The 24,942-nt window shown below is 58.6% G+C and carries 20 protein-coding genes and 2 tRNA genes; 14 read left to right on the top strand and 8 right to left on the bottom strand.

The features are described from left to right. Positions 1 to 31: 31 nt before the first annotated feature. Together RF819_RS15270 and RF819_RS15265 are read left to right on the top strand one after the other, a co-directional pair. Positions 32 to 1,426, top strand: coding sequence for a tetratricopeptide repeat protein (locus RF819_RS15270; RefSeq protein WP_078365778.1), 1,395 nt, complete (start codon positions 32 to 34; stop codon positions 1,424 to 1,426). Between the two features lie 34 nt (positions 1,427 to 1,460). Continuing rightward, positions 1,461 to 2,888 (top strand): MFS transporter, encoded by a 1,428-nt coding sequence (locus RF819_RS15265; RefSeq protein ID WP_078365777.1) that lies wholly within the window; start codon positions 1,461 to 1,463, stop codon positions 2,886 to 2,888. Positions 2,889 to 2,921: 33 nt separating this feature from the next. Here the strand turns inward: RF819_RS15265 and RF819_RS15260 are convergent, their stop codons facing one another. Beyond that, entirely contained in the window at positions 2,922 to 4,229 is a 1,308-nt protein-coding gene (locus RF819_RS15260) for a phthiocerol/phthiodiolone dimycocerosyl transferase family protein (protein ID WP_143541726.1), read from the bottom strand. Positions 4,230 to 4,713: 484 nt separating this feature from the next. Further along, positions 4,714 to 8,343, bottom strand: coding sequence for a transglutaminase family protein (locus RF819_RS15250; RefSeq protein ID WP_078365774.1), 3,630 nt, complete (start codon positions 8,341 to 8,343; stop codon positions 4,714 to 4,716). Positions 8,344 to 8,345: 2 nt separating this feature from the next. Between RF819_RS15250 and RF819_RS21780 the strand changes: the two genes are divergently transcribed. Together RF819_RS21780 and RF819_RS15240 are read left to right on the top strand one after the other, a co-directional pair. Then, positions 8,346 to 8,669: a hypothetical protein gene (locus RF819_RS21780; protein ID WP_242473342.1), complete on the top strand. Its 324-nt coding sequence runs from the start codon at positions 8,346 to 8,348 to the stop codon at positions 8,667 to 8,669. Positions 8,670 to 8,859: 190 nt separating this feature from the next. Then, positions 8,860 to 9,330 (top strand): hypothetical protein, encoded by a 471-nt coding sequence (locus RF819_RS15240; RefSeq protein ID WP_078365772.1) that lies wholly within the window; start codon positions 8,860 to 8,862, stop codon positions 9,328 to 9,330. A 690-nt stretch (positions 9,331 to 10,020) separates the two neighbouring features. Here RF819_RS15240 and RF819_RS15230 read toward each other — a convergent pair. Beyond that, on the bottom strand, positions 10,021 to 11,274 hold the full coding sequence (locus RF819_RS15230; protein WP_078365771.1) for a GNAT family N-acetyltransferase: 1,254 nt from the start codon (positions 11,272 to 11,274) through the stop codon (positions 10,021 to 10,023). 34 nt (positions 11,275 to 11,308) lie between these two features. Here RF819_RS15230 and RF819_RS15225 point away from each other — a divergent pair, with 34 nt between their 5' ends. After that, positions 11,309 to 12,985 (top strand): NAD+ synthase, encoded by a 1,677-nt coding sequence (locus RF819_RS15225; protein ID WP_078365770.1) that lies wholly within the window; start codon positions 11,309 to 11,311, stop codon positions 12,983 to 12,985. A 98-nt stretch (positions 12,986 to 13,083) separates the two neighbouring features. Continuing rightward, positions 13,084 to 13,422, top strand: a complete 339-nt coding sequence (locus tag RF819_RS15220) for a P-II family nitrogen regulator (protein ID WP_078365769.1) — start codon at positions 13,084 to 13,086, stop codon at positions 13,420 to 13,422. A 25-nt stretch (positions 13,423 to 13,447) separates the two neighbouring features. Here the strand turns inward: RF819_RS15220 and RF819_RS15215 are convergent, their stop codons facing one another. Next, positions 13,448 to 13,969, bottom strand: a complete 522-nt coding sequence (locus RF819_RS15215) for an RDD family protein (RefSeq protein WP_078365768.1) — start codon at positions 13,967 to 13,969, stop codon at positions 13,448 to 13,450. A gap of 249 nt (positions 13,970 to 14,218) precedes the next feature. Between RF819_RS15215 and RF819_RS15210 the strand changes: the two genes are divergently transcribed. The 6 genes from RF819_RS15210 (at position 14,219) to pbpG (ending at position 21,512) form a co-directional block, all read left to right on the top strand. Beyond that, on the top strand, positions 14,219 to 16,021 hold the full coding sequence (locus RF819_RS15210; protein ID WP_078365767.1) for an acetolactate synthase 3 catalytic subunit: 1,803 nt from the start codon (positions 14,219 to 14,221) through the stop codon (positions 16,019 to 16,021). Positions 16,022 to 16,133: 112 nt separating this feature from the next. Continuing rightward, the gene (gene ilvN, locus RF819_RS15205; RefSeq protein WP_078365766.1) at positions 16,134 to 16,625 is read left to right on the top strand and encodes an acetolactate synthase small subunit; all 492 of its coding nucleotides are present in this window, start codon (positions 16,134 to 16,136) and stop codon (positions 16,623 to 16,625) included. Positions 16,626 to 16,647: 22 nt separating this feature from the next. Next, on the top strand, positions 16,648 to 17,664 hold the full coding sequence (gene ilvC, locus RF819_RS15200) for a ketol-acid reductoisomerase (RefSeq protein ID WP_078365765.1): 1,017 nt from the start codon (positions 16,648 to 16,650) through the stop codon (positions 17,662 to 17,664). A gap of 75 nt (positions 17,665 to 17,739) precedes the next feature. Then, positions 17,740 to 18,552, top strand: coding sequence for a CDP-diacylglycerol--serine O-phosphatidyltransferase (pssA, locus tag RF819_RS15195; protein ID WP_078365764.1), 813 nt, complete (start codon positions 17,740 to 17,742; stop codon positions 18,550 to 18,552). A 224-nt stretch (positions 18,553 to 18,776) separates the two neighbouring features. Next, on the top strand, positions 18,777 to 20,315 hold the full coding sequence (locus tag RF819_RS15190; protein ID WP_078365763.1) for a 2-isopropylmalate synthase: 1,539 nt from the start codon (positions 18,777 to 18,779) through the stop codon (positions 20,313 to 20,315). 102 nt (positions 20,316 to 20,417) lie between these two features. Next, positions 20,418 to 21,512 (top strand): D-alanyl-D-alanine endopeptidase, encoded by a 1,095-nt coding sequence (gene pbpG / locus RF819_RS15185; RefSeq protein ID WP_078365762.1) that lies wholly within the window; start codon positions 20,418 to 20,420, stop codon positions 21,510 to 21,512. A gap of 1 nt (position 21,513) precedes the next feature. Here pbpG and RF819_RS15180 read toward each other — a convergent pair whose 3' ends face one another. Genes RF819_RS15180 through aat form a run of 3 tightly spaced genes read right to left on the bottom strand, consistent with a single transcriptional unit; the run spans position 21,514 to position 23,834 of the window. After that, entirely contained in the window at positions 21,514 to 22,293 is a 780-nt protein-coding gene (locus RF819_RS15180; protein ID WP_078365761.1) for an IclR family transcriptional regulator, read from the bottom strand. Positions 22,294 to 22,326: 33 nt separating this feature from the next. After that, complete coding sequence (locus RF819_RS15175) at positions 22,327 to 23,073, bottom strand: arginyltransferase (protein ID WP_078365760.1); 747 nt, start codon at positions 23,071 to 23,073, stop codon at positions 22,327 to 22,329. Then, positions 23,070 to 23,834 carry a leucyl/phenylalanyl-tRNA--protein transferase gene (aat, locus tag RF819_RS15170; protein WP_078366977.1) on the bottom strand — a complete coding sequence of 255 codons (765 nt, stop codon included), beginning with the start codon at positions 23,832 to 23,834 and terminating at the stop codon, positions 23,070 to 23,072. The genes RF819_RS15175 and aat overlap by 4 nt, the downstream gene beginning before the upstream one ends. Before the next feature lie 127 nt (positions 23,835 to 23,961). On the opposite strand from aat, the gene RF819_RS15165 reads away from it, so the two are divergent. Then, positions 23,962 to 24,038, top strand: a tRNA-Pro gene (locus RF819_RS15165). Positions 24,039 to 24,055: 17 nt separating this feature from the next. Beyond that, positions 24,056 to 24,132: transfer RNA gene (locus tag RF819_RS15160), tRNA-Arg, on the top strand. A 31-nt stretch (positions 24,133 to 24,163) separates the two neighbouring features. Here RF819_RS15160 and RF819_RS15155 read toward each other — a convergent pair. After that, positions 24,164 to 24,811, bottom strand: a complete 648-nt coding sequence (locus tag RF819_RS15155) for a GntR family transcriptional regulator (protein ID WP_078365759.1) — start codon at positions 24,809 to 24,811, stop codon at positions 24,164 to 24,166. Between the last annotated feature and the right edge of the window lie 131 nt (positions 24,812 to 24,942).

The raw sequence follows: 24,942 nt of genomic DNA, 5'->3' as shown, positions 1-24,942 counted from the left end.
TTGGATGAACTGAAGGGTTATACGCACCATCATGAACACATCGCTAGAACAGGCTGAAGAGTTGTTTGCACAAAGCAGCACCGCCCTCAGGTCTGACCAATATGACGCCGCCGAGGCGCTTCTGATGAACGCGCTGGACCTGGCCCCCGGGCTGGCTGAAGCCCATGCCAACCTGGCCTGGCTGCTGGATCGGCGTGGCAGCATGAGTGAGGCGGTGCGCCACTACGAGCTGGCCATTGAGCTGCAGCCCGACAACGCCCGTATCCACCTGAACTTTGGCGCCTTGCTGGCCGAGCTCAAGTTCTTCCATGCCGCCGAGGCCGCTTACCGCCGGGCACTTGATGTGGACCCGTCTTTGCCAGGCACCTGGTGCAACCTGGGTGCCTTGTTGGCCCAGAACCACCGCGACGAAGAGGCCGAAAAATGCTTGCACACCGCGCTGCAGCTTGACCCGCAACATGCCAGCGCCCATTTCAACCTGGCCTGCCTGCTGCTGCGCAAAGGCCGTTACACCGAGGGCTGGTTCCACCTGGAATTCCGCGACTGGTACCAGCCGATTGAGATGCGCCTGCGCTGCCGCCGCTGGAAAGGCCAGTCGCTGGCCAACCGTGCGGTGCTGGTGGTGTACGAGGCTGGTTTTGGCGACATGATCCAGTTTTGCCGGTATGTTGCAGAACTGCGGCGCCTGGGCGCCGACCATGTCGACATGTTGTGCCACCCCGAGCTCAAAGAGCTGCTGCAGACGCTGGACGGGGTGGGTGAGGTATTTGGTTTCAACGACGATGTGTCGGCCAGCGACTGGGACTATTGGGTGCCGGTGATGAGCCTGCCGCACTATGTGGGCACCCAGCTCGACACCATTCCTGCCAAGCTGCCTTATCTGGCGGTGCCGCCCGCCAAAGCCGAGCGCTGGAGCCAGCAGGTCAAACGCCTGAATTTGCCACCTGCCTTGCGGGTGGGGCTGGTCTGGCAGGGTAACCCGGCTTTTGGCAACGACAGCCAGCGCTCGCTGCCGGGTCTGCAGACACTGGCACCCTTGTGGGAGGTGCCCGGCGTGCAGTTTTTCAGCCTGCAAAAAGGCCAGGGTGAACAAGAGGTGCGCCGGTTGCAGCTGGCGCAGCCGCTGATCAACCTGGCCCCAGAGCTGGGCAATTTCGCCGACACCGCCGCCATCATTGCGCAGCTGGACCTGGTGATCAGTGTGGACACCGCGGTGGCGCATCTGGCCGGTGCGCTGGGCAAACCCTGCTGGGTGCTGTTGCCCGCCTTCATGACCGATTGGCGCTGGCTGGAGCAACGCAGCGACTCCCCCTGGTACCCCGGCGCCTTGCAACTGTTTCGCCAGCCACAGGAAGGCGGTTGGGCGCCGGTGATCCAGGCGGTGCGTGAGGCTTTGCAAAACACCGCGGGTCAGCGGGCTTGCTGAGGCTGTTGCGCCCCGGTTTTTACCGGTGTGAGCCATGAGCACCGGTGTGCCAGAGCCGGGCGTGGCGCAGGCCACCACCAAACGTTACCTGCCCTGGGTGGTAGCCACCGCGCTGTTCATGGAGCAGCTCGACGCCACCATCGTCAACACCGGCATTCCCGCCATGGCGGTCAGCCTGGGCGTGACACCGCTGAGCCTCAAGGCGGTGGTGACCAGTTACATCCTGAGTCTGGCGGTGAGTATCCCGGTGAGTGGTTGGCTGGCCGAGCGTTATGGCAGCCGCCGGGTGTTCATGTCGGCTTTGATGCTGTTCATTTTGTCGTCGGTGGCCTGTGGCCTGGCGGTCAATGCGCCGATGCTGGTGGCCGCGCGGGTGCCGCAAGGCATTGCGGCCGCGATGATGATGCCGGTCGGGCGCATGGCCGTTGTGCGCACCTTTCCCAAGGGGGAGCTGCTTCGGGCGATGAACTTTGTCATCATCCCCGCGCTGCTGGGGCCTTTGCTGGGCCCCACGGTGGGAGGGCTGATCGTGCACTGGCTGAGTTGGCGCGACATCTTTTTTGTCAATGTGCCGGTGGGGCTGGCCGCGCTGTGGTTTGGCCACCGTTACATGCCCGACTACCGCAGTGACACCCGCACCCCGCTCGATGTGCGGGGGCTGCTGCTGTTTGGCAGCGGTGTGGCGCTGTTGTCGTGGCTGCTGGAGGTGTTTGGTGAACACACCCTGAGCACCACCGAGGCGCTGGGGGTGTTGTTGCTGTCCCTGAGCCTGCTGGCCGCCTACGTTTGGCACGCGCTGGGCTGGCCACACCCGCTGCTGCGCCTGTCCTTGCTGTTGGTACGCACCTTTCGGGTGTCGGTGCTGGGTGGTTTTGTGACCCGGCTGGGTGTGGGCGGCATGCCGTTTTTGTTGCCGCTGTTGTACCAGGTGGGCTTGGGCCTGCCGGCCTGGCAGTCGGGTCTGCTGATGATGCCCGCCGCTGCAGCGGCCATGGGTATGAAGATGCTTGCCGCCTGGATGCTGCGGCGTTTTGGTTACCGTCAGGTGCTGATTGTGAACACCGTGCTGGTGGGCTGCACCATTGCCTGCTACAGCCTGGTGGGGGTGGGCACACCCATCGCTTTGATTGTGCTGCTGGGCCTGATGATGGGGCTGTTCAATTCCTTGCAGTTTTCCAGCATGAACACCATGGCCTATGCCGACATTGATGACAAGGACACCGCCATGGCCAGCACGCTGGCCAGCACCTTGCAGCAGATGTCCTTGAGTTTTGGCCTGGCCTGTGGTTCGCTGGTGACCGGTTTTTACCTGGCGGGCCTGCCCCAGACCAATGCCCCAGCGGTGACCAGCGCCATCCACCACGCGTTTCTCACCCTGGGTGGCTTGACCTTGCTCTCGTCCCTGTTGTTCTGGACCCTGCGCCCCAACGACGGCGACAGCGTGAGCCGGGGTGAGTCTTAAAAAAGATAGCTGTATCGCCTTGTTAAATAAGGGCTAAGACGGGTTTTGAGCCATCAATACCAGTCTGTTTTGTAGCCCGGTGGCCAGTGCCTGCGCGGTGTCGCTTGTGATGCGCGCTGCGTCATAGCCAATGTTCAGGATCAGCTGGCCCTGGTAACAACTGGCGGCGGTGAACAGCGTCTGGTACGGCATCGGGCACAGCGCAAACGAGATCGCCTGCACCGCCGGGTCATCTGCCACAGGTTCGACCCCCCCGATGTTGCTGACCATGGTGTTAGGAAGTGACGCCATGGTTTTTTTGCGAAAACCCTCCAGCGCCTGCGGCGGCAGGGGCGAGTCGTCCAGCCCGTACAGGTGGTAGAGCAGGTGGCCTTCACCCCGCGCGATTTGTTTGCGAGTCTGGGCCACGATCTCGCGCGCCAGGGCCCAGGTCTCGGTGTCCGGGCCGGTCAAAAAGCTGCCTGAAATCAGAGAGGTGAAAAAGCCCGTGGGTGAGGTGGCAGGTGTGCCCTCCAGGTGCGGGCGCAGGTCCACCGGGCAGCACAGAAAAGACGCCACCGGCTCGGCCGTGGGTTGCAGCTGCCATTGCGCCAGCAGCTGGGCGGCACACAAGGCGCCATGCACGGTGCAGCCTTGGGCGTGTGCCTGTTGAATCAGGCGGGAGGTGGTGGCGGTATCGAGCAACACACGCATCAGCCGGGGCTCGCGGTGCTTGGCGTCTGCAGCCAGCCAGGGGATGCTTGGCAGCAGGCCGTGGCGGCGGTAGTCGGCCACCAGGGTGTTGCGCAATTGTTTGGCGGCGTCGGGCTGCTCGGCCCAGCGGTAGGGTTTGGGCATCAGCTCGGCCATCGGTGGCAGGTGGGTGGGGCTGGTGCCAGTGGTCGGCGCGGCTTCCTGGGCTATCAGGCTCAGCAGGCGACGCAGGATGGCGGTGCCAGAACGGCCATCGGCCACCGAGTGGTGAAAGGTCAGCGCCAGCACACAGGTCTTGGTGGCAGGCAGAGCGATGTAGTGGCAGCGCATCAGCGGTGCGCTGTCTGGCGGGAACGTGTGGGAGAGTTCTTGCTCAATCAGGCGCTGCCAGTGTTGGCCTGTGACCGTGTGGCACACCAGGTCAATCTTTTTGCCGGGGGCGGGTTCAAAACGCAGGCCGTTGGCCTCGGTCCAGCTGATGTGGGTTTGCAGCAGCGCGTGTTCCTGTTGCACCGTGTCGAGTGCGCGGTGGATCGCCGCAGGTGCCAGCGTGCCGCTGCGCTCGGCCAGCACCACAAAGTTCATGCACGAGAGCTGGTCAGACAGGAAGAAAAACGCTTCACCGGGGTCGAGAGGGCGCGAGATCACGGTTCATGCTCCTGTCTGAGTCGGTTGTGCAACGGGGTGGCAGAGGCTTGCAGGGTGCTGCTCAGCGGGGCATGTTAGCTGGTCAGTGGGTGGTTTGGCTGACGTTTTCCGGTTTTGCAAAAAAATAGCCTCTAGCCCTTATAGATCAAGGGCTGATAGCTATCGAAAAAGAAATGTTTACCTGTGGAATCGCAGGCTGTGGGTGGCAGTGGGCGGGGTATTGGGGCCCACCTCATACGCGCTGCGCTTTGCGAAATCGGTGGTCCCCAGCACCCCACCCACTGCGACGTGCGTCACAAGTTCGCTTGCATCCAATAGCCGGACGCCAAAGGCGTCCTCAAAGGCATCGAGCGCCACAGGCGTCTCAGGCCATGTGGGCCAAAGCGGTGGGCCGATTTCGCAAAGCGCAGCGCGTATGAGGCCTGCCGCTTTGGCCCACATGGCCTACCCAAGGCACCAGCACATCCGTGGATGTGTTGGCCGTTTATCCCCGGCGTAAATCCAGCGTGAACGGAAACTCGCGGCTGCCGGGCTGGTTGATGGTGGCGGGTGGCACATTCACAACCCCCGGCGTGTGGCCCATGGCGGTGAAGCGTGACAGGCGGCGGCTCTCGGCCTCGTTGGCGTTGACCGGCAGGCTTTGGTAACTCAGGCCACCTGGGTGCGCCACATGGTATTGGCAACCGCCCAACGAGCGTTTCATCCAGGTGTCGATCACGTCAAACACCAGCGGTGCGTGAACACCAATGCTGGGGTGCAGGCTGCTGGGTGGGTTCCAGGCTTTGTAGCGCACACCGCCCACATACTCACCCTGAACACCGGTGGGCTGCAAGGCCATCGCGCGGCCATTGCAGGTGACCACATACCGGCTCTCGTTGAGGCCGGTGACCCGCACCTCGATGCGTTCCAGTGAGGAGTCCACATAACGTGCGGTGCCGCCCGGTGCACCTTCTTCACCCATCACATGCCAGGGCTCCAGCGCGTTGCGCAGCGTGAGCTGGATGCCTGCGGTGCAGATCGAGCCAATCAGCGGGAAGCGGAACTCCACATGCGGCGCAAACCAGCTGTCGTCAAAGGCGTAACCGGCCGCACGCATTTCGCTCATCACGTCCAGGAAATCCATCTCAATGAATTTGGGCAACATAAAGCGGTCGTGCAATTCGGTGCCCCAGCGCGTGGCCGGGGCCTTGTACGGTGTTTTCCAGAAGCGGGCGATCAGGGCGCGCAACAGCAGCTGCTGCACACTGCTCATGTGCGGGTGCGGCGGCATCTCGAACGCACGCAGCTCCAACAGGCCCAGGCGGCCAGTGGCCGAGTCGGGCGAGTACATCTTGTCGATCGAGATTTCGCTGCGGTGGGTGTTGCCGGTGGCGTCGATCAGGATGTTGCGCAGCGTGCGGTCAATCAGCCAGGGTGGCATGGACTGGCCGTGGATCTCGCGGTTTTTATAGATTTGTTCGATGGCAATTTCCAGCTCGTAGAGCTGGTCGTTGCGCGCCTCGTCCACACGCGGTGCCTGGCTGGTGGGGCCAACAAACATGCCGCTGAACAGGTAGCTGAGCGATGGGTGGTTGTGCCAATACAGCAGCAGGCTGGCCAGCAACTCGGGTTTGCGCAGGAACGGGCTGTCGGCCGGTGTGGCGCCACCCATCACAAAGTGGTTGCCACCACCGGTGCCGGTGTGGCGGCCATCGGTCATGAACTTTTCTGCGCTCAGGCGTGACTCAAACGCTGCCTGGTACAGGAACTCGGTGTTGTAGACCAGCTCCTTCCAGTTGTTGGCCGGGTGGATGTTGACCTCGATCACACCGGGGTCGGGGGTGACGCTGAGCAATTTCAGACGCGGGTCACGCGGCGGTGGGTAACCTTCGATGACGATCTGCACGCCCAGTTCTTCTGCAGTGGCTTCCACGGCGGCGAGCAGGTCCAGGTAGTGTTCCAGCCGCTCCAGCGGCGGCATGAAGATGTAGAGCACACCGGAGGCCGTGCCCACTGCCTCGGCTTTGGGGCCATTGGCACGGCGCGGGTCGCGTACCTCCACACACAGCGCGGTGCGGGTGATCCAGTGGGCGGATTCCTGACGATCCGGCACGCGGGCAAAGTTGGCGGGCTCAGGCTGGAAGTTGCTTTGCGCGTGGCTGGCGGTGCTGCTGGCCGGGCCGGTGGGGCTTTGCATCAGTCGGCTGGCCTCCGACTGCGGGCCGGTGCCGGCCAGATAAGCGGCAGCCGCGCTGGTGTTGCCGGTCATGGCCGAAGCCACGGCGGCGGCGGCACGGCGCGCCGCACCGAGTGCCAGACCGGCCTTGCCGGGGGCGTGGCCGCTGGGCACATCGGATACACCCGGGCTCACGCTGCTGCGCGCGCTGGCAGTGTCAGACGCCGCATTGGCGTAACGCCCAGCCACGCTGGCATGCAGCGGCAACTCACCACGCAAGGTGGACGGGTCTTGCTCGATCAGGTAGGGGAAGTCAGCCTCGCTGACCCAGGGCAGGGAATCCAGCGGCAGGCGCAGGCCCATGGGGGAGTCGCCCGGCATCAGGTACATGCGTTCATCACGCAGGAACCAGGGGCCGGTGGTCCAGGCGGCGCCATAGGTGTCGTCATAACCCGCCACCTTGATCGGCAGCACATAACCCACTGGCGTGTCGAGTTTTTGGGTGAACACACGGCGTAGGCGGGCACGTTCCATCTCGTCGTCCAACTTGGAATTGAATGGGTCCACATTGACCGGCAGGCGGCGTTCGCGCCACAGGTAGTACCAGCTGTCCTCATACGCGGTCTGGGCAAACTTGTCGGTGACGCCCAGTTTGGTCGCCAGCGTGTGGGTGAAGCGTTGTGCGTCCTGGCTGGTGTAGTGGGTGGGCACCCTCTCATCCGCAAACAGCGCCGGGTTAGCCCAAACCGGCTGGCCATCGGCGCGCCAGTAGATGTTCAAGGCCCAGCGTGGCAGTTGTTCACCGGGGTACCACTTGCCCTGGCCGTAGTGCAAAAAGCCGCCTTCACCGTATTCCTTGCGCAACTTGTGCACCAATTCGGTGGCGAAGCCGCGTTTGGTCGGGCCCAGCGCGTCGGTATTCCATTCCGGTGCATCACGGTCGTTGACCGCCACAAAGGTGGGCTCACCGCCCATGGTCAGCCGCACATCGTTGGTTTGCAGGTCGGCATCCACCGCGTGGCCCAGGGCCATGATGTTGTCCCACTGGGCTTCGGTATAGGGTTTGGTGACACGGGGCGACTCGTAAATACGCGTCACCTGCATGTGGTGGGCAAATTCCACCTCGGACTCGTCCACGCCACCTTCGATGGGTGCGGCACCGGACGGCTGGGGTGTGCAAGCCAGCGGAATATGGCCTTCACCGGCCAGCAGTCCGGAAGTGGCATCCAAGCCGACCCAGCCTGCGCCAGGCAGGTACACCTCACACCAGGCGTGTAAATCGGTGAAGTCAACCTCGGTGCCGCTGGGGCCGTCGAGTGACTTGACATCGGGTTTGAGCTGGATCAGGTAACCCGAGACAAAACGCGCCGCCAGACCACAGTTGCGCAGCAGCTGCACCATCAGCCAAGCCGAGTCGCGGCACGAGCCCGAACCCAGCGTGAGGGTTTCCTCAGGCGTTTGCACCCCCGGCTCCATACGGATGGTGTAGTTGATGGCGCGGTGCACCGACTGGTTCAGGTCCACCAGGAACAACACACTGCGGCGTTTGGTGCGGTCGATTTTGTCCAGGTAGGCCTGCACCAGCGGCGTCACCGGGTCGGCGGTCAGGTACGGGGCAAGCTCCTGCTTGAGGTCGGCCGCGTAGTTGAACGGAAACTCTTCGGCCTCAGGCTCCAGGAAAAAGTCAAACGGGTTGTAGACCGCCATGTCCAGAACCACGTCGACGGTGACCTTGAACTCCCGCGTTTTCTCGGGGAACACCAGGCGCGCCTGGTAGTTGGCAAACGGGTCCTGCTGCCAGTTGATGAAATGGCCTTCGGGCTCGATCTTGAGCGAGTACGAGATGATCTTGCTGCGGCAATGCGGGGCAGGGCGCAGGCGGACCACCTGCGGCCCCAGGGCGACCAGCCGGTCATACGAGTAGTGGGTAACGTGGTTCAGCGCGGCGTGGATGGACATGCGTGGATCTCAAGTTGGCTGAGGAATCGGGCAGCGATCGGGCGCGGCAATGGGTGCGTTCATACCGCGTTGAACAAGCAATCTTGGTGCCAGACGCGGTGTGCGCTCGGGCTGATCCTCTCATGAATAACCTACGAGAAGATGACAGGGGTGATGGCCAGAAAAGTCAAAAACGATTCAATGTCGATTTGCCTCATGTCGCGCGGATGCCTCAAGCCATGAAAACGGGTGAAGTTATTGATCCAAGACAACCAAGCCTCTTCTGTACTGCGGCTACAGTGAAAGCAAGGTGTTTGCTTGCGTTATTGATCCACAAGCTGGGTTGACTTGGGAACCGGTTTACTGGTTTGTCTGGAGTTGTTATGGCTGTCTGTTTATACAAGAAATCGGCCGCAAGCCTTATTGCAAGCGGGTTTGTTACGGAGTCGCTCGGCGATTTTTGGGCGACGATTGCCGTTTTAGGGAGACAGGCTTCTGTCTCCATATATTGAGTTAGAGCGCATCAATAGTCACATCATGGACATTGTGAAGACCATCACCGATTGGCCGGTAATCGTGCAAGGAGCATTGGGCTCCGCATTATTTTGGGCAATCCTCGAAATCGGCCAGCGAGGCGTCCGCAAATTTGCTGCTCGCCTGGGCAGCGATAAGAAGACCGCGAATTGGTTTGCTTTGGCCGCGCACGAGACTTCCGGCGAAGTTGGCGCGCAGGCGCGCTTCTTCTGCCTGTATGGTGCTATGCACTATGTTCTCAAAGGTCTGGTTGTTACCGTCCTTTCGTGGGCGGTTTCTCCCTTGCTAGATATTTTTGCGGCGGTGGGTTACTTAATCGCAACCTACTTTTTCTTCCGAGCGCTTGCTTTCGTTCCTCACACTGCGAGCCTTGGCCCAATCGCGGAGCGTCGTCAACGCTTCAAAGAAAGCATTGCGGAGATGAAGTCGCGCCAAGACAAAGAAGAAGCTAGTACAACCAAGAATGCGCTCTGACTCGTCATTGCAGCGGACTGTTTTCAGCAGCCGCTGAACTCCAATGTTAGGTTTCGCTGATCCGGTCTGAGCTCATTTGCATCATTAACTAAAAAGGAGGTTGTTGTGGTAACTAAAGGGAATGGAAAAGGAAGTACGCCGATGTCACCAAAGGCATCTGCTCGCATTCAGAGTGCGACGGCAAAATCTACGGGGGGCACAGTCTCAAAAGGTAGTTTTGCGGCGCGCTCTCAATCAGCAGCAGCTAAAAACACTGCACCTGTAAAGGTGACTAGTCAGCCAACAGCGCAAAAAGCCTCGGCCGTTTTGAAGAGCCCATCAACAGGAGCATCATCAAAATCGGCTGCGGCCAGTTCTTTAGCACAAGTAGTTCCAAAGAGAGTTACCTCTGCTCCTGCAGCGACAGCGGCATCCAAAGTTCTTCGCGATGGCCGCACGAGCGCAGCCTCGAAGGCTGCCGCAGGGTCTGCACTCGCACAAAAGCCGCCTACCAAGAAGCGGTAGAAACCAAACCTTCCGTCGAAAGGGACCACCCACAAGCTGCGCTTTTGGGTACCCTTCGCAGCTTCGCCGTTGCGGCTGCCACTGACGTCAAACGTTGAACGAGCGATATGAAGCGCTGTATCTGACCGCTTATCACCTATAGCTGCCTCACCTTCCGCCACCCAACACCCCAATAATCTCAACACTTCAGCCAGCCGCACCCGCCTTGAACGGGCTGTGCCGCACCAGCTCATCGACGTACTCGCCAATGCCTTCGCGCTCCTGCGTCAGGAAGTTGTCCACCGCCGCAAAAAACTGCGGGTGCGCCAGCCAGTGGGCGCTGGTGGTGGTGACGGGCAGCAGGGCTCGGGCGAGTTTGTGTTCGCCCTGGGCGCCGCCTTCAAAACGCTGGTAGCCGTGTTCGATGCACCATTGCAGCGGCTGGTAGTAGCACGCCTCAAAATGCAGGCAATCCACGCGCTCCAGAGCGCCCCAGTAACGGCCATAAGCCACACGCTCGGTCGGGCGTGTGGTGCCAGTCGCGACAGTGACTTCCTGATCTGTGGAGAGTTCTGAGCTATTTTGGCCTTTAGCCCTGATGCTGCTTGCGTTGATAGCTAGCAAACTTGCAGCAATGGGCCGCCCATCACGCTCAGCGATGAACAGCACCCAATCCTCGGGCATGTCGCTCGCCATGTGGCGGTAGAAGGCGCGGTTGAAGTAGGGCGGGTTGCCGTGCTCCAGGTAGGTGCGCTCGTAGCAGTGGTAGAAAAAGTCCCAGTCGGTCGGCGTGATGGCCGCGCCTTCCAGCACCCGAAAAGTCACACCAGCCTCCATCACCTTGCGCCGCTCCTGGCGGATCTTCTTGCGTTTTTCTTGTGACAGGCTGGTCAAAAATGCGTCGAAGCTGGTGTAGCCGGGTTGGCTGTTGGACCAGTGAAACTGGATGGTGTGGCGCAGCAACAGGCCGGCCTGGCTGAGTGCCGTCACATCCTCGTCGCTGGCAAACAGCGCGTGCAAGCCGGTGAGTTGCTCGGCGGAGCACCAGTCCAGCACCGCATGGACCAATGCCAGGCGGTCTTCTGGCGTGTGTGCCAGTAAGCGGCTACCGGGCACCGGGATGAAGGGCACGGCACACACCGCTTTCGGGTGGTAGGACAAACCATGCTGGTGGTAGGCGCGCGCCCAGCCCCAGTCAAACACAAACTCACCCTGCGAGTGGGACTTGATGTAGATCGCGCAGGCGGCGTGCAACTGGCCCTGGCGCTCCAGCAGAAAGAAGCGCGGTGTCCAGCCGGTGGCCGTGGTGGCGCAGCCGGTGCTGTGCAGGGCGCTCAAGAAAGCGTGGCGCATGAAGGGGGTGGGCTGGCTCTGGGCGAATAGCAGCCCATCCCAGGCCTGGGCGTCCACCTCCAGAGGTGAATCCAGCACCCGGATGACATAATCATTTGACTCGGACATCTGTTCTTTTTTCCTTCATTGCACCAAGCTTTCCATGACGCTCAAACTCTGCATTGCCCAACTCAACCTGGTGGTGGGTGATCTGGCCGGTAATTCGCAAAAAATCATCCAGGCCGCCCAACAGGCCTACCAAGATGGTGCCCGCCTGGTGCTGACACCCGAACTCTCGATTTGTGGTTATGCCGCCGAAGACCTGTTTTTGCGCGCCGCTTTTATTGCTGCCTGTGATGATGCCGTGAAAGCCGTGGCTGCGGCGTTGGCCCCGTTGAAAGACCTCTCTGTGGTGGTGGGCCACCCCACAGGGGGCGACAGCCGCACCAAGTCGGTGGCGGTGCAGCAGCGTTTTAACACCGCCAGTGTGCTGCGCGAGGGGCAGGTGGTGGCGAGTTACGCCAAGCGCCAGTTGCCCAATTACCAGGTGTTTGACGAGCGCCGTTATTTCTCGCCTGGGCAGGACGTGTGTGTGTTTGAGGCCGGGGAGGTGGGCCACACCGTCAAGGTGGGCCTGCTGATTTGTGAAGACGCCTGGTTTGCCGAGCCTGCACGCCAGACGCGTGATGCCGGTGCCGAGCTGCTGGCGGTGATCAACGCCTCACCGTTCCATGTGGGCAAAGGGCAGGAGCGCGAGTTGATGATGCGTCAACGTGCGCTGGAGTGTGGTCTGCCGCTGGTCTACGCCCACCTGGTTGGTGGGCAGGACGAGGTGGTGTTTGAGGGCCACTCGTTCATCCTGAACGCCGACGGCTCATTGGCCGGGCGTGCCCCGAGTTTTGTAGAAAATAGCCTTCTGGCCCTTATAGATAAAGGGCAGACAGCTATGAATATCATATCAAGCATCGCACCCGACCGGACCCCCGACGAAGACCTGTGGGACGCGCTGGTGCTGGGTGTGCGTGACTACATCACCAAAAACGGCTTTCCGTCGGTGTTGCTGGGCTTGTCGGGCGGCATCGACTCGGCGCTGGTGCTGGCGATTGCGGTGGACGCGCTGGGCAAGGACCGGGTGCGTGCGCTGATGATGCCCTCGCCCTATACCGCCGACATCAGCTGGATCGACGCACGTGAGATGGCCAAGCGCCTGGGTGTGCGTTACGACGAGCTGTCGATCGTGCCCGAGTTCGAGGCCTTCAAGGCGACGCTGGCGGGTGAGTTCAAGGGGCTGGCAGAAGACACCACCGAAGAAAACATCCAGGCCCGCATCCGCGGCACGCTGCTGATGGCTTTGAGCAACAAGTTTGGCAGCATCGTGTTGACCACTGGCAACAAGAGCGAGATGGCCACCGGTTACTGCACCCTGTACGGCGACATGGCCGGTGGTTTTGCGGTGATCAAGGATTTGGCCAAAACCACGGTGTTCCGTCTGGCGCGCTGGCGCAATGCGCATGACCCGTATGGCACAGGTGCTGAACCGATCCCCGAGCGCATCATCATCCGCCCGCCGAGTGCCGAGTTGCGCCCGGATCAGACCGACCAGGACAGCTTGCCGCCTTATGAGGTGCTGGACGCGATCCTGGAGCGTTACATGGAAAACGACCAGAGCATTGAAGAGATCATTGCCGCCGGGTTCGAGCGTGCCGATGTGGAGCGGGTCACCCGCCTGATCAAGATCAACGAGTACAAACGGCGCCAGTCGCCGGTGGGCATCCGGGTGACCCACCGCAGTTTTGGCAAAGACTGGCGTTACCCCATCACCAACCGCTTTCGGGCCTGAGAGAGCAGCTCTCATGCACAATCAAGGTGCATGTCAGCCGCCGACGCCCGGCCGGTTGCACCAGGAACTTGCGTATCTAACCATCAACGAGGACATCCATGAAACAAATTACCGCCATCATCAAACCCTTCAAACTCGAAGAGGTGCGTGAAGGTTTGGCCGAATGTGGCGTGACCGGCCTGACCGTGACCGAAGTGAAAGGTTTTGGCCGTCAAAAAGGCCACACCGAGCTGTACCGTGGGGCGGAGTATGTGGTCGACTTTTTGCCCAAGGTGAAGATCGAGGTGGTGGTGAACAGCCAGGACGTGGAGCGTTGTGTGGATGCCATCGTCAAGGCCGCCCACACCGGCAAGATTGGTGATGGCAAGATTTTCATCACCCCGGTGGAGCGGGTGGTGCGTATCCGCACCGGTGAACTGGACCAGTCCGCGATCTGACGCGTTTGTCTGGGCAGGCCCCGCCTTATTTTTTGCGGGGCAGGGCGGTCACCAACTGGGTGCCTGCCAGCGCATCGTGCCAGAACTGCTGGCGCGGGTGAAAGCGGCTCAGAATGGCCCACACCGCCACCCAGCCCAGCGTGATCACCGTGGCCTCAGTGCCAGGCAGATCAAACATCCAGGCCACCAGCAGCGGCGGCAGCACCCACAACCAGCAGCACAGGTAGCGAATCAAAGCGCGGCCCTGCGTCAAGGGCTGGCCCATCCGATCGACCACACGGATGTGCCAGGTTTTCATGGCCAGGGTCTGCCCTTTGGACCACAACCAGCCAAAGTAGATGCCAAACACCACAAAAATGAAGGCCTGCAATGCATGGCGGTTGTCCATCGCGTTTTTGGTCTGGCTCAGGGCGCTGAACAGATAACCGGCAATAAACACCACACCAAACAGCAACATGCCCTCATACAGCCAGCACGCCATGCGTCGGCGCAGGCTGGGGGTGCAGAGGGGGGCTGATTCAGGGGATTGGGGGGATGGCAAAGACATGGCTGGCGTAGGCGGACTAGACGCGGAAGGTGTTCCGCAAGCCGATGACTTTACTTGATTTTGCTGAGCTTTCGGCTTATTGATCGGCGCGGTGCCATAATCCGCATTGCAAATTAAAGCAAACGGATCAAAGTCTGGCGAATTATTCATAACGCTTGTGGCTTTGGTCTTAAGTTTCGATGCAACGCCACAAGTGTTTGCAAAGAAGCACCCAAGGTTTTTCGTCAGAGAAATTCACAAAGGTTCATCATGGAAATATCAAAAGCCGAAACCACTTCGGTGTCAAACTCATCAGCCGCAACCTCCAGCAAAGCTGCCCATGACTCGGGTGTGCAAGAGCTTCGTGGCGCAGAAATTCTGATCAAGGCACTGCAGGCCGAAAACGTCAAGTACATCTGGGGTTACCCCGGTGGCGCGGTACTGCACATTTATGACGCGGTATTCAAGCAGGACACTGTCCAGCACATCCTGGTTCGCCACGAACAAGCTGCAGTGCATGCCGCCGATGGTTATGCCCGTGCGACTGGCGATGTGGGTGTGGCGTTGGTGACCTCCGGCCCGGGTGCCACCAACGCGGTTACCGGCATTGCCACCGCCTACATGGACAGCATCCCGATGGTGATCATCAGCGGCCAGGTGCCCACAGCGGCGATTGGCATGGATGCCTTCCAGGAGTGCGACACGGTAGGCATCACCCGCCCGGTGGTCAAACACAACTTCCTGGTGAAAGACGCGCGTGATCTGGCGATGACCCTGAAAAAGGCTTTCCACATTGCACGCAGCGGCCGTCCCGGCCCGGTGGTGGTGGACATCCCGAAAGACGTGTCCTTCAAGAAGGTGCCTTACCACGGGTATCCCGACAAGGTGGAGATGCGCTCCTACAACCCAGTGCGCAAAGGCCATGGCGGCCAGATCCGCAAGGCCTTGCAACTGTTGCTGACGGCCAAGCGGCCTTACATCTACACCGGTGGCGGTGTGTTGCTGAGTAATGCCTCCAACGAACTGCGCCAGTTGGTGGACATGCTGGGTTACCCGGTGACCCATACGCTGATGGGCTTGGGTGCTTACCCGGCGAGTGACCGCAAGTTCCTGGGCATGCTGGGCATGCATGGCACACTCGAGGCCAACAGCGCGATGCAGAACTGCGACGTGCTGCTCGCCGTGGGTGCGCGGTTCGATGACCGGGTGATTGGCAACCCCAAACATTTTGCGCAAAACGAGCGCAAGATCATCCACGTGGACATTGACCCGTCGAGCATCTCCAAACGGGTGCGTGTGGACATCCCGATTGTGGGTGACGTGAAAGAGGTGTTGACCGAGCTGATCGCCATGATCAAGGAAAGCACCCTCAAGCCCGACGCCCACGCCCTGGGTGCCTGGTGGGACACGATTGATGGCTGGCGTAAACGCGAATGCCTCAAGTACGACCGTGGCAGCAACGGTGTGATCAAACCGCAGTATGTGGTGGAAACCCTGTGGAACATGACCAAGGATGCCGACACCTACATCACCTCGGATGTGGGGCAGCACCAAATGTGGGCTGCGCAGTATTACCGCTTTGACGAGCCCCGGCGCTGGATCAACTCAGGTGGCCTGGGCACCATGGGTGTCGGTATTCCCTACGCCATGGGCATCAAATTGGCCAAGCCTGAGAGCGAGGTGTTCTGCATCACCGGTGAAGGTTCGGTGCAGATGTGTATTCAGGAACTCTCGACCTGCCTGCAATACAACACACCGATCAAGATCTGCTCGCTGAACAACCGTTATCTGGGTATGGTGCGCCAGTGGCAGGAGATCGAATACTCCGGTCGCTACAGCCACAGCTACATGGACGCCTTGCCCAATTTTGTCAAGCTGGCGGAGGCCTATGGCCACGTTGGTATGCTGATTGAGCGCGCCGAAGACGTGGAGCCCGCATTACGCGAGGCCCGCAAGCTCAAGGACCGCACGGTGTTCATGGATTTCCGCACCGATCCGACCGAAAACGTGTTCCCGATGGTGCGCGCAGGCCACGGCATCACCGAGATGCTGATGGGCTCCGAAGATCTTTAATTTCAACCCAACCTGAACAAATCTATTGCTCGCCAGGTCCGCGCATTACCGTGTGTGGATGAGGGCGGCGACAGTGCAAGCTGTCGCGTTGGCGAAAAGAGGAGTCATTCACATGAAACATATCATTGCAGTTTTGCTGGAAAACGAAGCCGGGGCCTTGTCCCGCGTGGTTGGGCTGTTTTCTGCCCGCGGCTATAACATCGAATCCCTCACGGTGGCGCCGACAGAAGACCCCAGCCTGTCGCGCATGACCATTCAGACGGCGGGTTCCGAAGAGGTGATTGAACAAATCACCAAACATCTGAACCGCTTGATTGAAGTGGTCAAGGTGGTTGACCTGACCGAGGGGGCTTACACGGAGCGCGAGTTGATGATGGTCAAGGTGCGCGCTGTGGGCAAGGAGCGTGAGGAGATGAAGCGTATGGCCGACATTTTCCGGGGTCGTATCATTGATGTGACCGAAAAAAGTTACACCATTGAACTGACGGGTGATCAGTCCAAAAACGATGCATTTCTGAGTGCCATTGAAAGTGGTGCGATTTTGGAAACCGTGCGCACTGGCGCGAGTGGCATTGGTCGCGGTGAGCGGATTTTGCGAGTTTGAATTTTTTACAACGGAGAGATAGATGAAAGTTTTTTACGACAAAGATTGTGATCTGAGCCTGATCAAGGGCAAAACCGTTGCCATCATTGGCTACGGCAGCCAAGGTCATGCCCACGCCCAGAATTTGAACGACAGCGGCGTGAAGGTCGTGGTTGGTCTGCGTAAGGGTGGTGCTTCTTGGGACAAGGTTGGCAAGGCTGGCCTGAACGTCATGGAAGTGAATGACGCGGTCAAGATTGCTGATGTGGTCATGATCCTGTTGCCTGATGAGCAAATCGCCGAGGTCTACACCAACAATGTGGCTCCCAACATCAAGGTTGGTGCGTCGCTGGTGTTTGCCCACGGTTTCAATGTGCACTACAACCAAGTTGTGCCTCGTGCTGATCTGGATGTCTGGATGGTTGCGCCTAAGGCGCCTGGCCACACTGTGCGCAACACCTACACCCAGGGCGGCGGCGTGCCCCACCTGATCGCTGTGCACCAGGACAAGAGCGGCAAGGCCCGTGACTTGGCCCTGTCTTATGCCATGGCCAATGGTGGTGGCAAGGCTGGCATCATCGAGACCAACTTCAAAGAAGAAACCGAAACCGATCTGTTCGGCGAACAGGCCGTGTTGTGTGGTGGCGCTGTGGAATTGATCAAGATGGGTTATGAGACCCTGGTCGAAGCCGGTTACGCCCCCGAAATGGCTTATTTCGAGTGCTTGCATGAACTGAAACTGATCGTTGATCTGATTTATGAAGGCGGCATCGCCAACATGAACTACTCGATCTCGAACAATGCCGAATACGGCGAGTACGTGACCGGTCCCGAAGTCATCAATGCCCAGAGCCGTGAAGCCATGCGCAACGCTTTGAAGCGCATCCAGAATGGTGACTACGCCAAGATGTTCATTCTGGAAGGCCGCACCGGCTACCCCAGCATGACCGCACGTCGCCGCAACACCGCCGATCACCAGATCGAAGTGGTGGGTGCACAATTGCGTGCCATGATGCCCTGGATTGCCAAAAACAAGTTGGTGGATCAGTCCCGCAATTAAGGGCGTAAGCCGACCTGTCAAAAGGCCACCTTGGTGGCCTTTTGTTATTATGGACTCCCTCAAAAGGCCGCTTGAATGGATGATGTGACTACCTCTGACTTTGCCGAACTCGACGTGCCGCCCAAAAAGCGTCGCAAGGGTATTTACGTTTTGCCCAATCTGTTCACGCTGGCCGCGTTATTTGGTGGCTTCTATGCCATTGTGATGGCCATCAACGGGCGTTTTGACTTGGCTGCTATCGGTGTGTTTTGCGCCATGATTCTGGACAGCCTCGATGGTCGGGTGGCCCGCATGACCAACACCCAAAGTGCTTTTGGTGAGCAAATGGACTCCTTGTCAGACATGGTGTCTTTTGGTGCGGCTCCGGCGTTGATCAGTTATGTCTGGGCGCTCAAAGGGCTGGGGCGCTGGGGTTGGCTGGCAGCTTTTGTGTATTGCGCCTGCGCCGCCTTGCGTTTGGCCCGTTTTAATGTGAATACCGCTGTGGTTGACAAGCGTTACTTTCAGGGCTTGCCGTCACCGGCAGCAGCTGCCTTGGTGGCTGGCTTGATTTGGGTGGCGACCGATCTGGGGGTTTCTGGCAGCAGCCTGGCATGGCCTATGTTTGCGGTATCGCTGTATGCCGGTTTGACCATGGTGACCAACGTGCCGTTTTACAGTTTCAAGGATGTGCGCATGAAACGTAGTGTGCCCTTTGTGGTGATTGTGCTGATTGCCATTGCGATTGCGCTCATCAATATCGATCCACCTACCGTGTTGTTTGGTATTTTTGTGGTTTACGGCTTGAGTGGTTATGTCATCTACTTTTGGCGCAAGACCAAAGGTATCCCGACCAGCGTTATCAGCACCTCAACCCAAGAACCTGAAGAGCGTGGTTTGCACCACTAGACTCCTTTGCAGAGACACTCTTTCTGCTGGATGGTCTGTTGGCCTGTGGTACATTGTTTCCATGCACAAGCTATCTCTGGCTCTACTACGGTCACCTGACGGGTGGAGTTGTTAGCGCTTGATTGCATCAACCCTGAAAAGCCCGTATGCCATTCGCAACGGGCTTTTTTGTTGGCTTGAACACATTGAAGTTGCGAATTCATTGAGAACTTAGGAGTGACAACATGGCAGATAAGTTAGTGATTTTTGACACAACCTTGCGCGATGGCGAGCAGTCTCCAGGCGCTTCCATGACCCGTGACGAGAAGCTGCGCATTGCACGTCAATTGGAACGCCTGAAGGTGGACGTGATTGAAGCCGGTTTTGCCGCCAGTTCCAATGGTGACTTTGAATGTATCAAGGCGATTGCCGAAGTCATCAAGGACTCCACCGTGTGCTCGTTGGCACGCGCCAGTGACCGTGATATCGCACGGGCCGCAGAGGCTCTGAAACCGGCCAACTCCGGTCGTTTGCACCTGTTTCTTGCCACCAGTCCACTGCACATGGAAAAGAAGTTGCGCATGACGCCGGACCAGGTGTTTGAACAATCCAAACTGGCGGTTCGTTTTGCCCGCAACCTGATAGCCGACATTGAGTTCAGTGCAGAGGATGCGTACCGGTCAGACCCTGATTTTTTGTGTCGTGTTTTTGAGGCTGTGATCAACGAAGGTGCTACCACCATCAATGTGCCTGATACGGTGGGTTACGCCATACCGGAGCTGTATGGCAACTTCATCAAGGATCTGCGCGAACGTATTCCCAACAGTGACAAGGCGGTCTGGTCGGTGCATTGTCATAACGATCTCGGCATGGCGGTTGCCAACTCCCTGGCTGGGGTCAAGATCGGTGGCGCCCGCCAGGTCGAGTGCACCATCAACGGCCTCGGTGAACGTGCCGGCAACTGTTCACTCGAAGAGATCGTCATGGCGGTCAAAACCCGCAAGGACTATTTTGGTCTGGATCTGGGCATTGATACCAAACACATCGTTGCGGCCAGCCGCCTGGTCAGCCAGACCACCGGTTTTGTGGTCCAGCCCAACAAGGCTGTGGTGGGCGCCAATGCTTTTGCCCATGCATCGGGCATCCATCAGGATGGAGTTCTGAAAGCGCGGGATACCTACGAAATCATGCGAGCTGAAGACGTGGGCTGGAGCGCTAACAAGATTGTTATGGGCAAGTTGAGTGGTCGCAATGCGTTCAAGTTGCGCCTGCAGGAACTGGGTGTCACGATGGACAGTGAAGCGGAGATCAACAACGCGTTCATCAAGTTCAAGGATCTGGCCGATCGCAAGAGCGAGATTTTTGACGAAGACATCCTGGCCCTGGTCAGTGAGGAAAATGTGGCGCAAAGCCATGACCGCTACGGCTTTGTGTCTCTGGTGCAGCACAGTGAAACTGGCGAGAGGCCACATGCCAAGGTGGTGATGACGGTGGATGGCAAAGAGGTGACAGGTGAGTCGGATGGCAATGGCCCAGTGGACGCATCACTCAAAGCCATTGAAACCCATGTCAAGAGTGGTGCGGACATGGTGCTGTATTCGGTCAATGCCATCAGTGGTTCCACGGAGAGTCAGGGCGAGGTGACCGTGCGTTTGCAAAACAGTGGCCGTGTGGTCAATGGGGTGGGTGCGGACCCGGACATCGTGGTGGCATCGGCCAAAGCTTACCTGAGTGCCTTGAACAAATTGAGCAGTCAGGCCGAACGGGTCGCCGCGCAAGGTTAGGTACCGTACATTGGTTTAAGAAAGTCTCGCAAGTACTTGTCACTGCGAGATTTTTCAGATTAAACTGCGGCCTTCGGTTTAGCGCGGTGAGGAGCCAAGGTCATGACAATTTATCAGCAGCGTTTATTGGGCAGAAAAACACGGAGATTGGTCTGCCTGATCGGCCTTTGTGTTGCTTTTGCATTGGCACCGCTGTCTCTCTCACACGCTGCAACCAACAAGGCCAACGCAACCAAAGCACATGTCAGTAAAGCACATGTGGCCAAGGCGAAGGCGGGCAACTCCAAAAAAGTTGTTGCGCAGAGCAAGCGGCGTGTGGCTGTGGTTATCGCCAGGAAGCGGGTGCAAGCCAAGCCACTGGCGGTGGTTGATCGGGCATCCTTCGGTCAAATCGCCGGTTTGCATTCCGCGTCAGATCAACTCAATCTGAAATCCAGCGTGGCCTTGGTGGTTGACCAGCAGACCAATGAAATTCTTTACAGCAAGAACGATAAGGCTGTGTTGCCGATTGCCTCTTTGACCAAACTCATGACTGGCTTGCTGATCAGTGAGGCACATTTGCCGATGGATGAATCCATTGCCATCACCTCAGAAGATGTGGATACCGAAAAACACAGCAGCTCTCGCCTGCAAGTGGGCAGTGTCTTGACGCGAGGTGAGTTGCTGCACCTGGCTTTGATGTCCAGTGAAAACCGTGCTGCACATGCCTTGGCAAGAACGTCACCCGGCGGCTTGGCCACGTTTGTGGCGCATATGAATGCCAAGGCGCGGGCTTTGGGGATGACTGACACTGTTTATGTTGAACCCACCGGCCTGTCCAGCAGCAACCGATCCAGTGCCCATGATTTGGTCAAACTGGTAGACATGGCACACCAGCACCCCTTGCTTCGGGAGTTGACCACGTCACCCGGTTTTGAGGTGGATGTGGGTCGGCGCACTCTGCAGTACAACAACACCAACCGACTGGTGAAGAACCCCACTTGGGATATTGGACTGCAAAAGACGGGTTATATCTCTGAGGCCGGTCGCTGTCTCGTGATGCAAGCCAGTGTGGCGGGGCGCAAACTCATCATGGTGTTTTTGGACTCAGCAGGCAAGCTCAGCCGTCTCGGTGATGCTGAACGTGTGCGGCATTGGCTTGAATCGGGTGAACGGCGGGTCTCCGCCAAAGCGGCTGTGCCCGTCGTCGGAGGCTAACTCAGGTCGAGTGATAGCCCAGGTTTCTGGATATCTCTGCGGCGGTGGCCATCAGTTTGGGTAGCCACGCTTCGTCCATTCTCCCGGCAGGTGCCGAAATGGACAGGCCGGCGAGCAATTTTCTCTGGTCATCGAAGATCCCGGCAGCCATACAGCGCACACCTAACTCAAGTTCTTCGTTGTCAGTTGCGTAGTTGTCGCGACGGACCTTGGCCAGCTCTTTTTCAAGTGCAGGCAGTTGGGTTAAGCTGTTTTTGGTGTGGCCACTCAAACCAGTGCGGGTGGCATACGCCCGAATTCTCTGTGGCTCGTCCGACGCCAGAAAAAGTTTGCCCACCGAGGTCAGGTGTAGGGGCGCTCTGCCGCCAATGGCGCGGATCACCTGCATGCCTGAGCGTTCGCTGTAGGCCCGCTCCACATACACAATTTCATCACCCTGTCGCATGCTTAAGTTGATCGTTTGCTGGGTGACGCGATGCAATTCCCGCATCGGCTCCAGGGCGGCATCACGCACATTGAGCCGATTTTTGACCAGGTTGCCGAGTTCCAGCAGACGCATGCCCAAGCGGTAATTGCCCGCTTGTGGCCGGTCTACAAAACGTCCGGTGGCCAGATCATTGAGGATGCGGTGCGCCGTTGAGGCGTGTAGACCAGCTTTTTCGCTGATTTCCTTGAGGGACATCGCGTCTTCCCGGGACGCCAGAATGTCAATCAATGTGAACATTCTCTCAATGACTTGCACGGTGGGTACGGAGGGTATCCCCGAGTCTGTTTTTTGCATGAGACTTCCTACAAATGAACAGAACATTTTATCCTATGAAATTTCAGGATGCGCGGGCAACCAGAGCCCGTTTTGCATCAGTTCATAGGGTTTGAAACAGGATTTGTAGTTCATTTTCTGGCAGCCTTCGATCCAGTAGCCCAGATAGAGGTAGTTCAAACCCAAAGACCTTGCCTGCTGAATCTGCCAAAGCACATTGAACGTGCCATAGTTTTGCCCCGGCTCGGGCGAGTAGAAGGTGTAGACCGCCGACAGCCCGTCTTTCAACTGGTCAATGATGGACACCATCTTGAGCTCTGTCGCAGACTGCCCTGGAACGGTTTCGCGGAACTCCACCATCCAGGACCGGACATTGGAGCGCACAAGAAAATCGGTGTACTGCGCTTCATCATCAATGTCCATGCCACCCCCCGGATGTCGGGATTTTTGGTAACGCTTGTACAAGGCGTAATGGTCAGGCAAAAAAGTGGGTTTCATCACCGTGCACGTCAGTGTCTGGTGTTTCGCCCAGGCCCGTTTCTGGCTTCGGTTAGGCTTGAAATCTGAAACAGGCAAGCGGATGGACAAACAAGCCTTGCAGTTGTCACACTGTGGTCGGTACACAAAAGAGCCACTGCGCCGGAAACCAGCTTGGATCAACACATCGTATTTTGCAGCGTCGATGGCTTCACTGGGCGCGGCCACCTGGGATCTGGCCAGACGGCCTTCCATATAACTGCAGGGGTAAACCGCAGTCGAGTAGTACTGAATGTCTGAGACAAATCGCTGGGAATGGGTCACGTGTTGGCAGCCGCAGGGGTCAGAAGACAATTCCAGTATAGGGGCGAGAACCGCCAATCGGGCGCAGGTTGCTGCAAGGTCTCAGTGACAGCCTGCACAAAAGTCGCCCGGGGTGTTTCCGCCGCGCCGAAGGAGGCCAGGTGCTGCGTATTTTGTTGGCAATCTATCTGATGCACACCGCCATGGCGACACAGCGCGACCAGCGCAGCCAGGGCAATTTTGGAGGCATCGGTCACCCGGTGAAACATGGACTCGCCAAACACGGCACGCCCGATCGCCACAAAGTACAAACCTCCAACCAGTTCGCCGTGTACCCAGGTTTCCACGCTGTGTGCCAGACCCGCCCGATGTAGTGCCACATAGGCTTGCACCATGGTTGGCACGATCCAGGTCCCAGATTGCCCACCACGCCCGCTGTCTGCACATGCTTGGATGACGGTTTCAAAGGCGCTATCCACCCGGATCTCGCAATGGGGTGAATTGGCAAATTTCTTGAGCTGTTTTTTCAGAGATGTGTGTAGACGAAATGCGGCGGGCTTGAGCACCATTCTGGGGTCAGGGCTCCACCACAAAATGGGTTGCCCCGGGCTGAACCACGGAAAAATGCCAGTCCGATAAGCACGTACCAAGCTGTCCACGGACAAATCACCACCGGCACACAACAAGCCGGGAGCGTCCGAGTTATGCCCCCAGGCGTGGTGGACGGGCGGGAAGGCGTCACCCGGTTCCAGCCATGCCAAGCTCAGTGCGTTTTCACTCATGCGGTGTCGGATTGGGATGCCCTGGGTGTCAAACACATCAGTTCATCGACAAAAAAGTCTGGGTCAAGGAGGTAACTGACCGGGTTTTGGGCAAAAAGCCGCTCTCGAGCCATTACAATGGCGAGGTCGGGGCGTAGCGCAGCCTGGTAGCGCATCTGGTTTGGGACCAGAGGGTCGAAGGTTCGAATCCTTTCGCCCCGACCATTCATCTCTCGTGATCTCTGCCCGTAGCTCAGTTGGATAGAGCAACAGCCTTCTAAGCTGTGGGTCGGGGGTTCGATCCCCTCCGGGCAGGCCATCAACGCAGTTGCCCCCAACATCCCACAGTATCAGCTAGCGGCTTTCAGGCCGTTTTTGAAGTGATCCAGCATACGCTGCTGGCTCAAAGCGGGATCACGTGCCAGCAAGGCGGCCATCAGGCCACGGTGCTCTTGCAACGAGGCCTCCACCCGGCCGGACTTCAACAGGGAGTCGTGGCGGTGTAACTTCATCACCTTGCGCAAGTCGGACACCACCTGGTTGCGCCAGCGGTTGTTGGCAATTTCCAGCATCAGCATATGGAACTGTTCATTGATCACAAAGAACTGCTCGCGGTTGACGTGTTCAGGTTGCACCGATTGTTCCAGCGTTTCGTGAAGCGTCTGCAACCTTTGCATTTGTTCATCGCTGGCTTTGCTGGCCACGGCCGCTGCTGCGTCTGATTCCAGCAGACCCAGCAAGTGGTAAACATCTTCCAGATCATTCTCTGAGACTTCTGTCACATAGGCGCCACGGCGTACCTTCATAGTCACCAGACCTTCGGCAGCCAGCACCTTGAGTGCCTCGCGCAAAGGCGTGCGGCTGATGCCATAGGCTTCAGCGATCTTCAATTCGTCGATCCAGCTGCCAGGTTTGAGATCGTGTTCAAAAATACGCTGGCGCAGGAGTTCCGCTACCTCTTCGTAGAGTGCACGGGGGGCCAAAGCGTTTGCAGTCATGTGGAAATTGTAAGCTGGGTGGATTTTTTTGTATCAATAATTATAAATAACGTAAACTCAAGGGGCTTTTTAGCAAACCTCGTCACTGTACGTTGGGCAGTGCAGGTGTACTGTTTGAATCGCCGACTGGA

The organism is Rhodoferax fermentans (assembly GCF_002017865.1).
Classification (GTDB): domain Bacteria; phylum Pseudomonadota; class Gammaproteobacteria; order Burkholderiales; family Burkholderiaceae_C; genus Rhodoferax; species Rhodoferax fermentans.
This window is presented reverse-complemented; position numbering and strand designations above follow the sequence as displayed.

Coding starts and splice junctions, on each gene's coding strand:
- RF819_RS15270 (WP_078365778.1), top strand. CDS start 32: ATGAACACATCGCTAGAACAGGCTGAAGAGTTGTTTGCACAAAGCAGC.
- RF819_RS15265 (WP_078365777.1), top strand. CDS start 1,461: ATGAGCACCGGTGTGCCAGAGCCGGGCGTGGCGCAGGCCACCACCAAA.
- RF819_RS15250 (WP_078365774.1), bottom strand. CDS start 8,343: ATGTCCATCCACGCCGCGCTGAACCACGTTACCCACTACTCGTATGAC.
- RF819_RS15240 (WP_078365772.1), top strand. CDS start 8,860: ATGGACATTGTGAAGACCATCACCGATTGGCCGGTAATCGTGCAAGGA.
- RF819_RS15230 (WP_078365771.1), bottom strand. CDS start 11,274: ATGTCCGAGTCAAATGATTATGTCATCCGGGTGCTGGATTCACCTCTG.
- RF819_RS15225 (WP_078365770.1), top strand. CDS start 11,309: ATGACGCTCAAACTCTGCATTGCCCAACTCAACCTGGTGGTGGGTGAT.
- RF819_RS15220 (WP_078365769.1), top strand. CDS start 13,084: ATGAAACAAATTACCGCCATCATCAAACCCTTCAAACTCGAAGAGGTG.
- RF819_RS15215 (WP_078365768.1), bottom strand. CDS start 13,969: ATGTCTTTGCCATCCCCCCAATCCCCTGAATCAGCCCCCCTCTGCACC.
- RF819_RS15210 (WP_078365767.1), top strand. CDS start 14,219: ATGGAAATATCAAAAGCCGAAACCACTTCGGTGTCAAACTCATCAGCC.
- ilvN (WP_078365766.1), top strand. CDS start 16,134: ATGAAACATATCATTGCAGTTTTGCTGGAAAACGAAGCCGGGGCCTTG.
- ilvC (WP_078365765.1), top strand. CDS start 16,648: ATGAAAGTTTTTTACGACAAAGATTGTGATCTGAGCCTGATCAAGGGC.
- pssA (WP_078365764.1), top strand. CDS start 17,740: ATGGATGATGTGACTACCTCTGACTTTGCCGAACTCGACGTGCCGCCC.
- RF819_RS15190 (WP_078365763.1), top strand. CDS start 18,777: ATGGCAGATAAGTTAGTGATTTTTGACACAACCTTGCGCGATGGCGAG.
- pbpG (WP_078365762.1), top strand. CDS start 20,418: ATGACAATTTATCAGCAGCGTTTATTGGGCAGAAAAACACGGAGATTG.
- RF819_RS15180 (WP_078365761.1), bottom strand. CDS start 22,293: ATGCAAAAAACAGACTCGGGGATACCCTCCGTACCCACCGTGCAAGTC.
- aat (WP_078366977.1), bottom strand. CDS start 23,834: ATGAGTGAAAACGCACTGAGCTTGGCATGGCTGGAACCGGGTGACGCC.
- RF819_RS15155 (WP_078365759.1), bottom strand. CDS start 24,811: ATGACTGCAAACGCTTTGGCCCCCCGTGCACTCTACGAAGAGGTAGCG.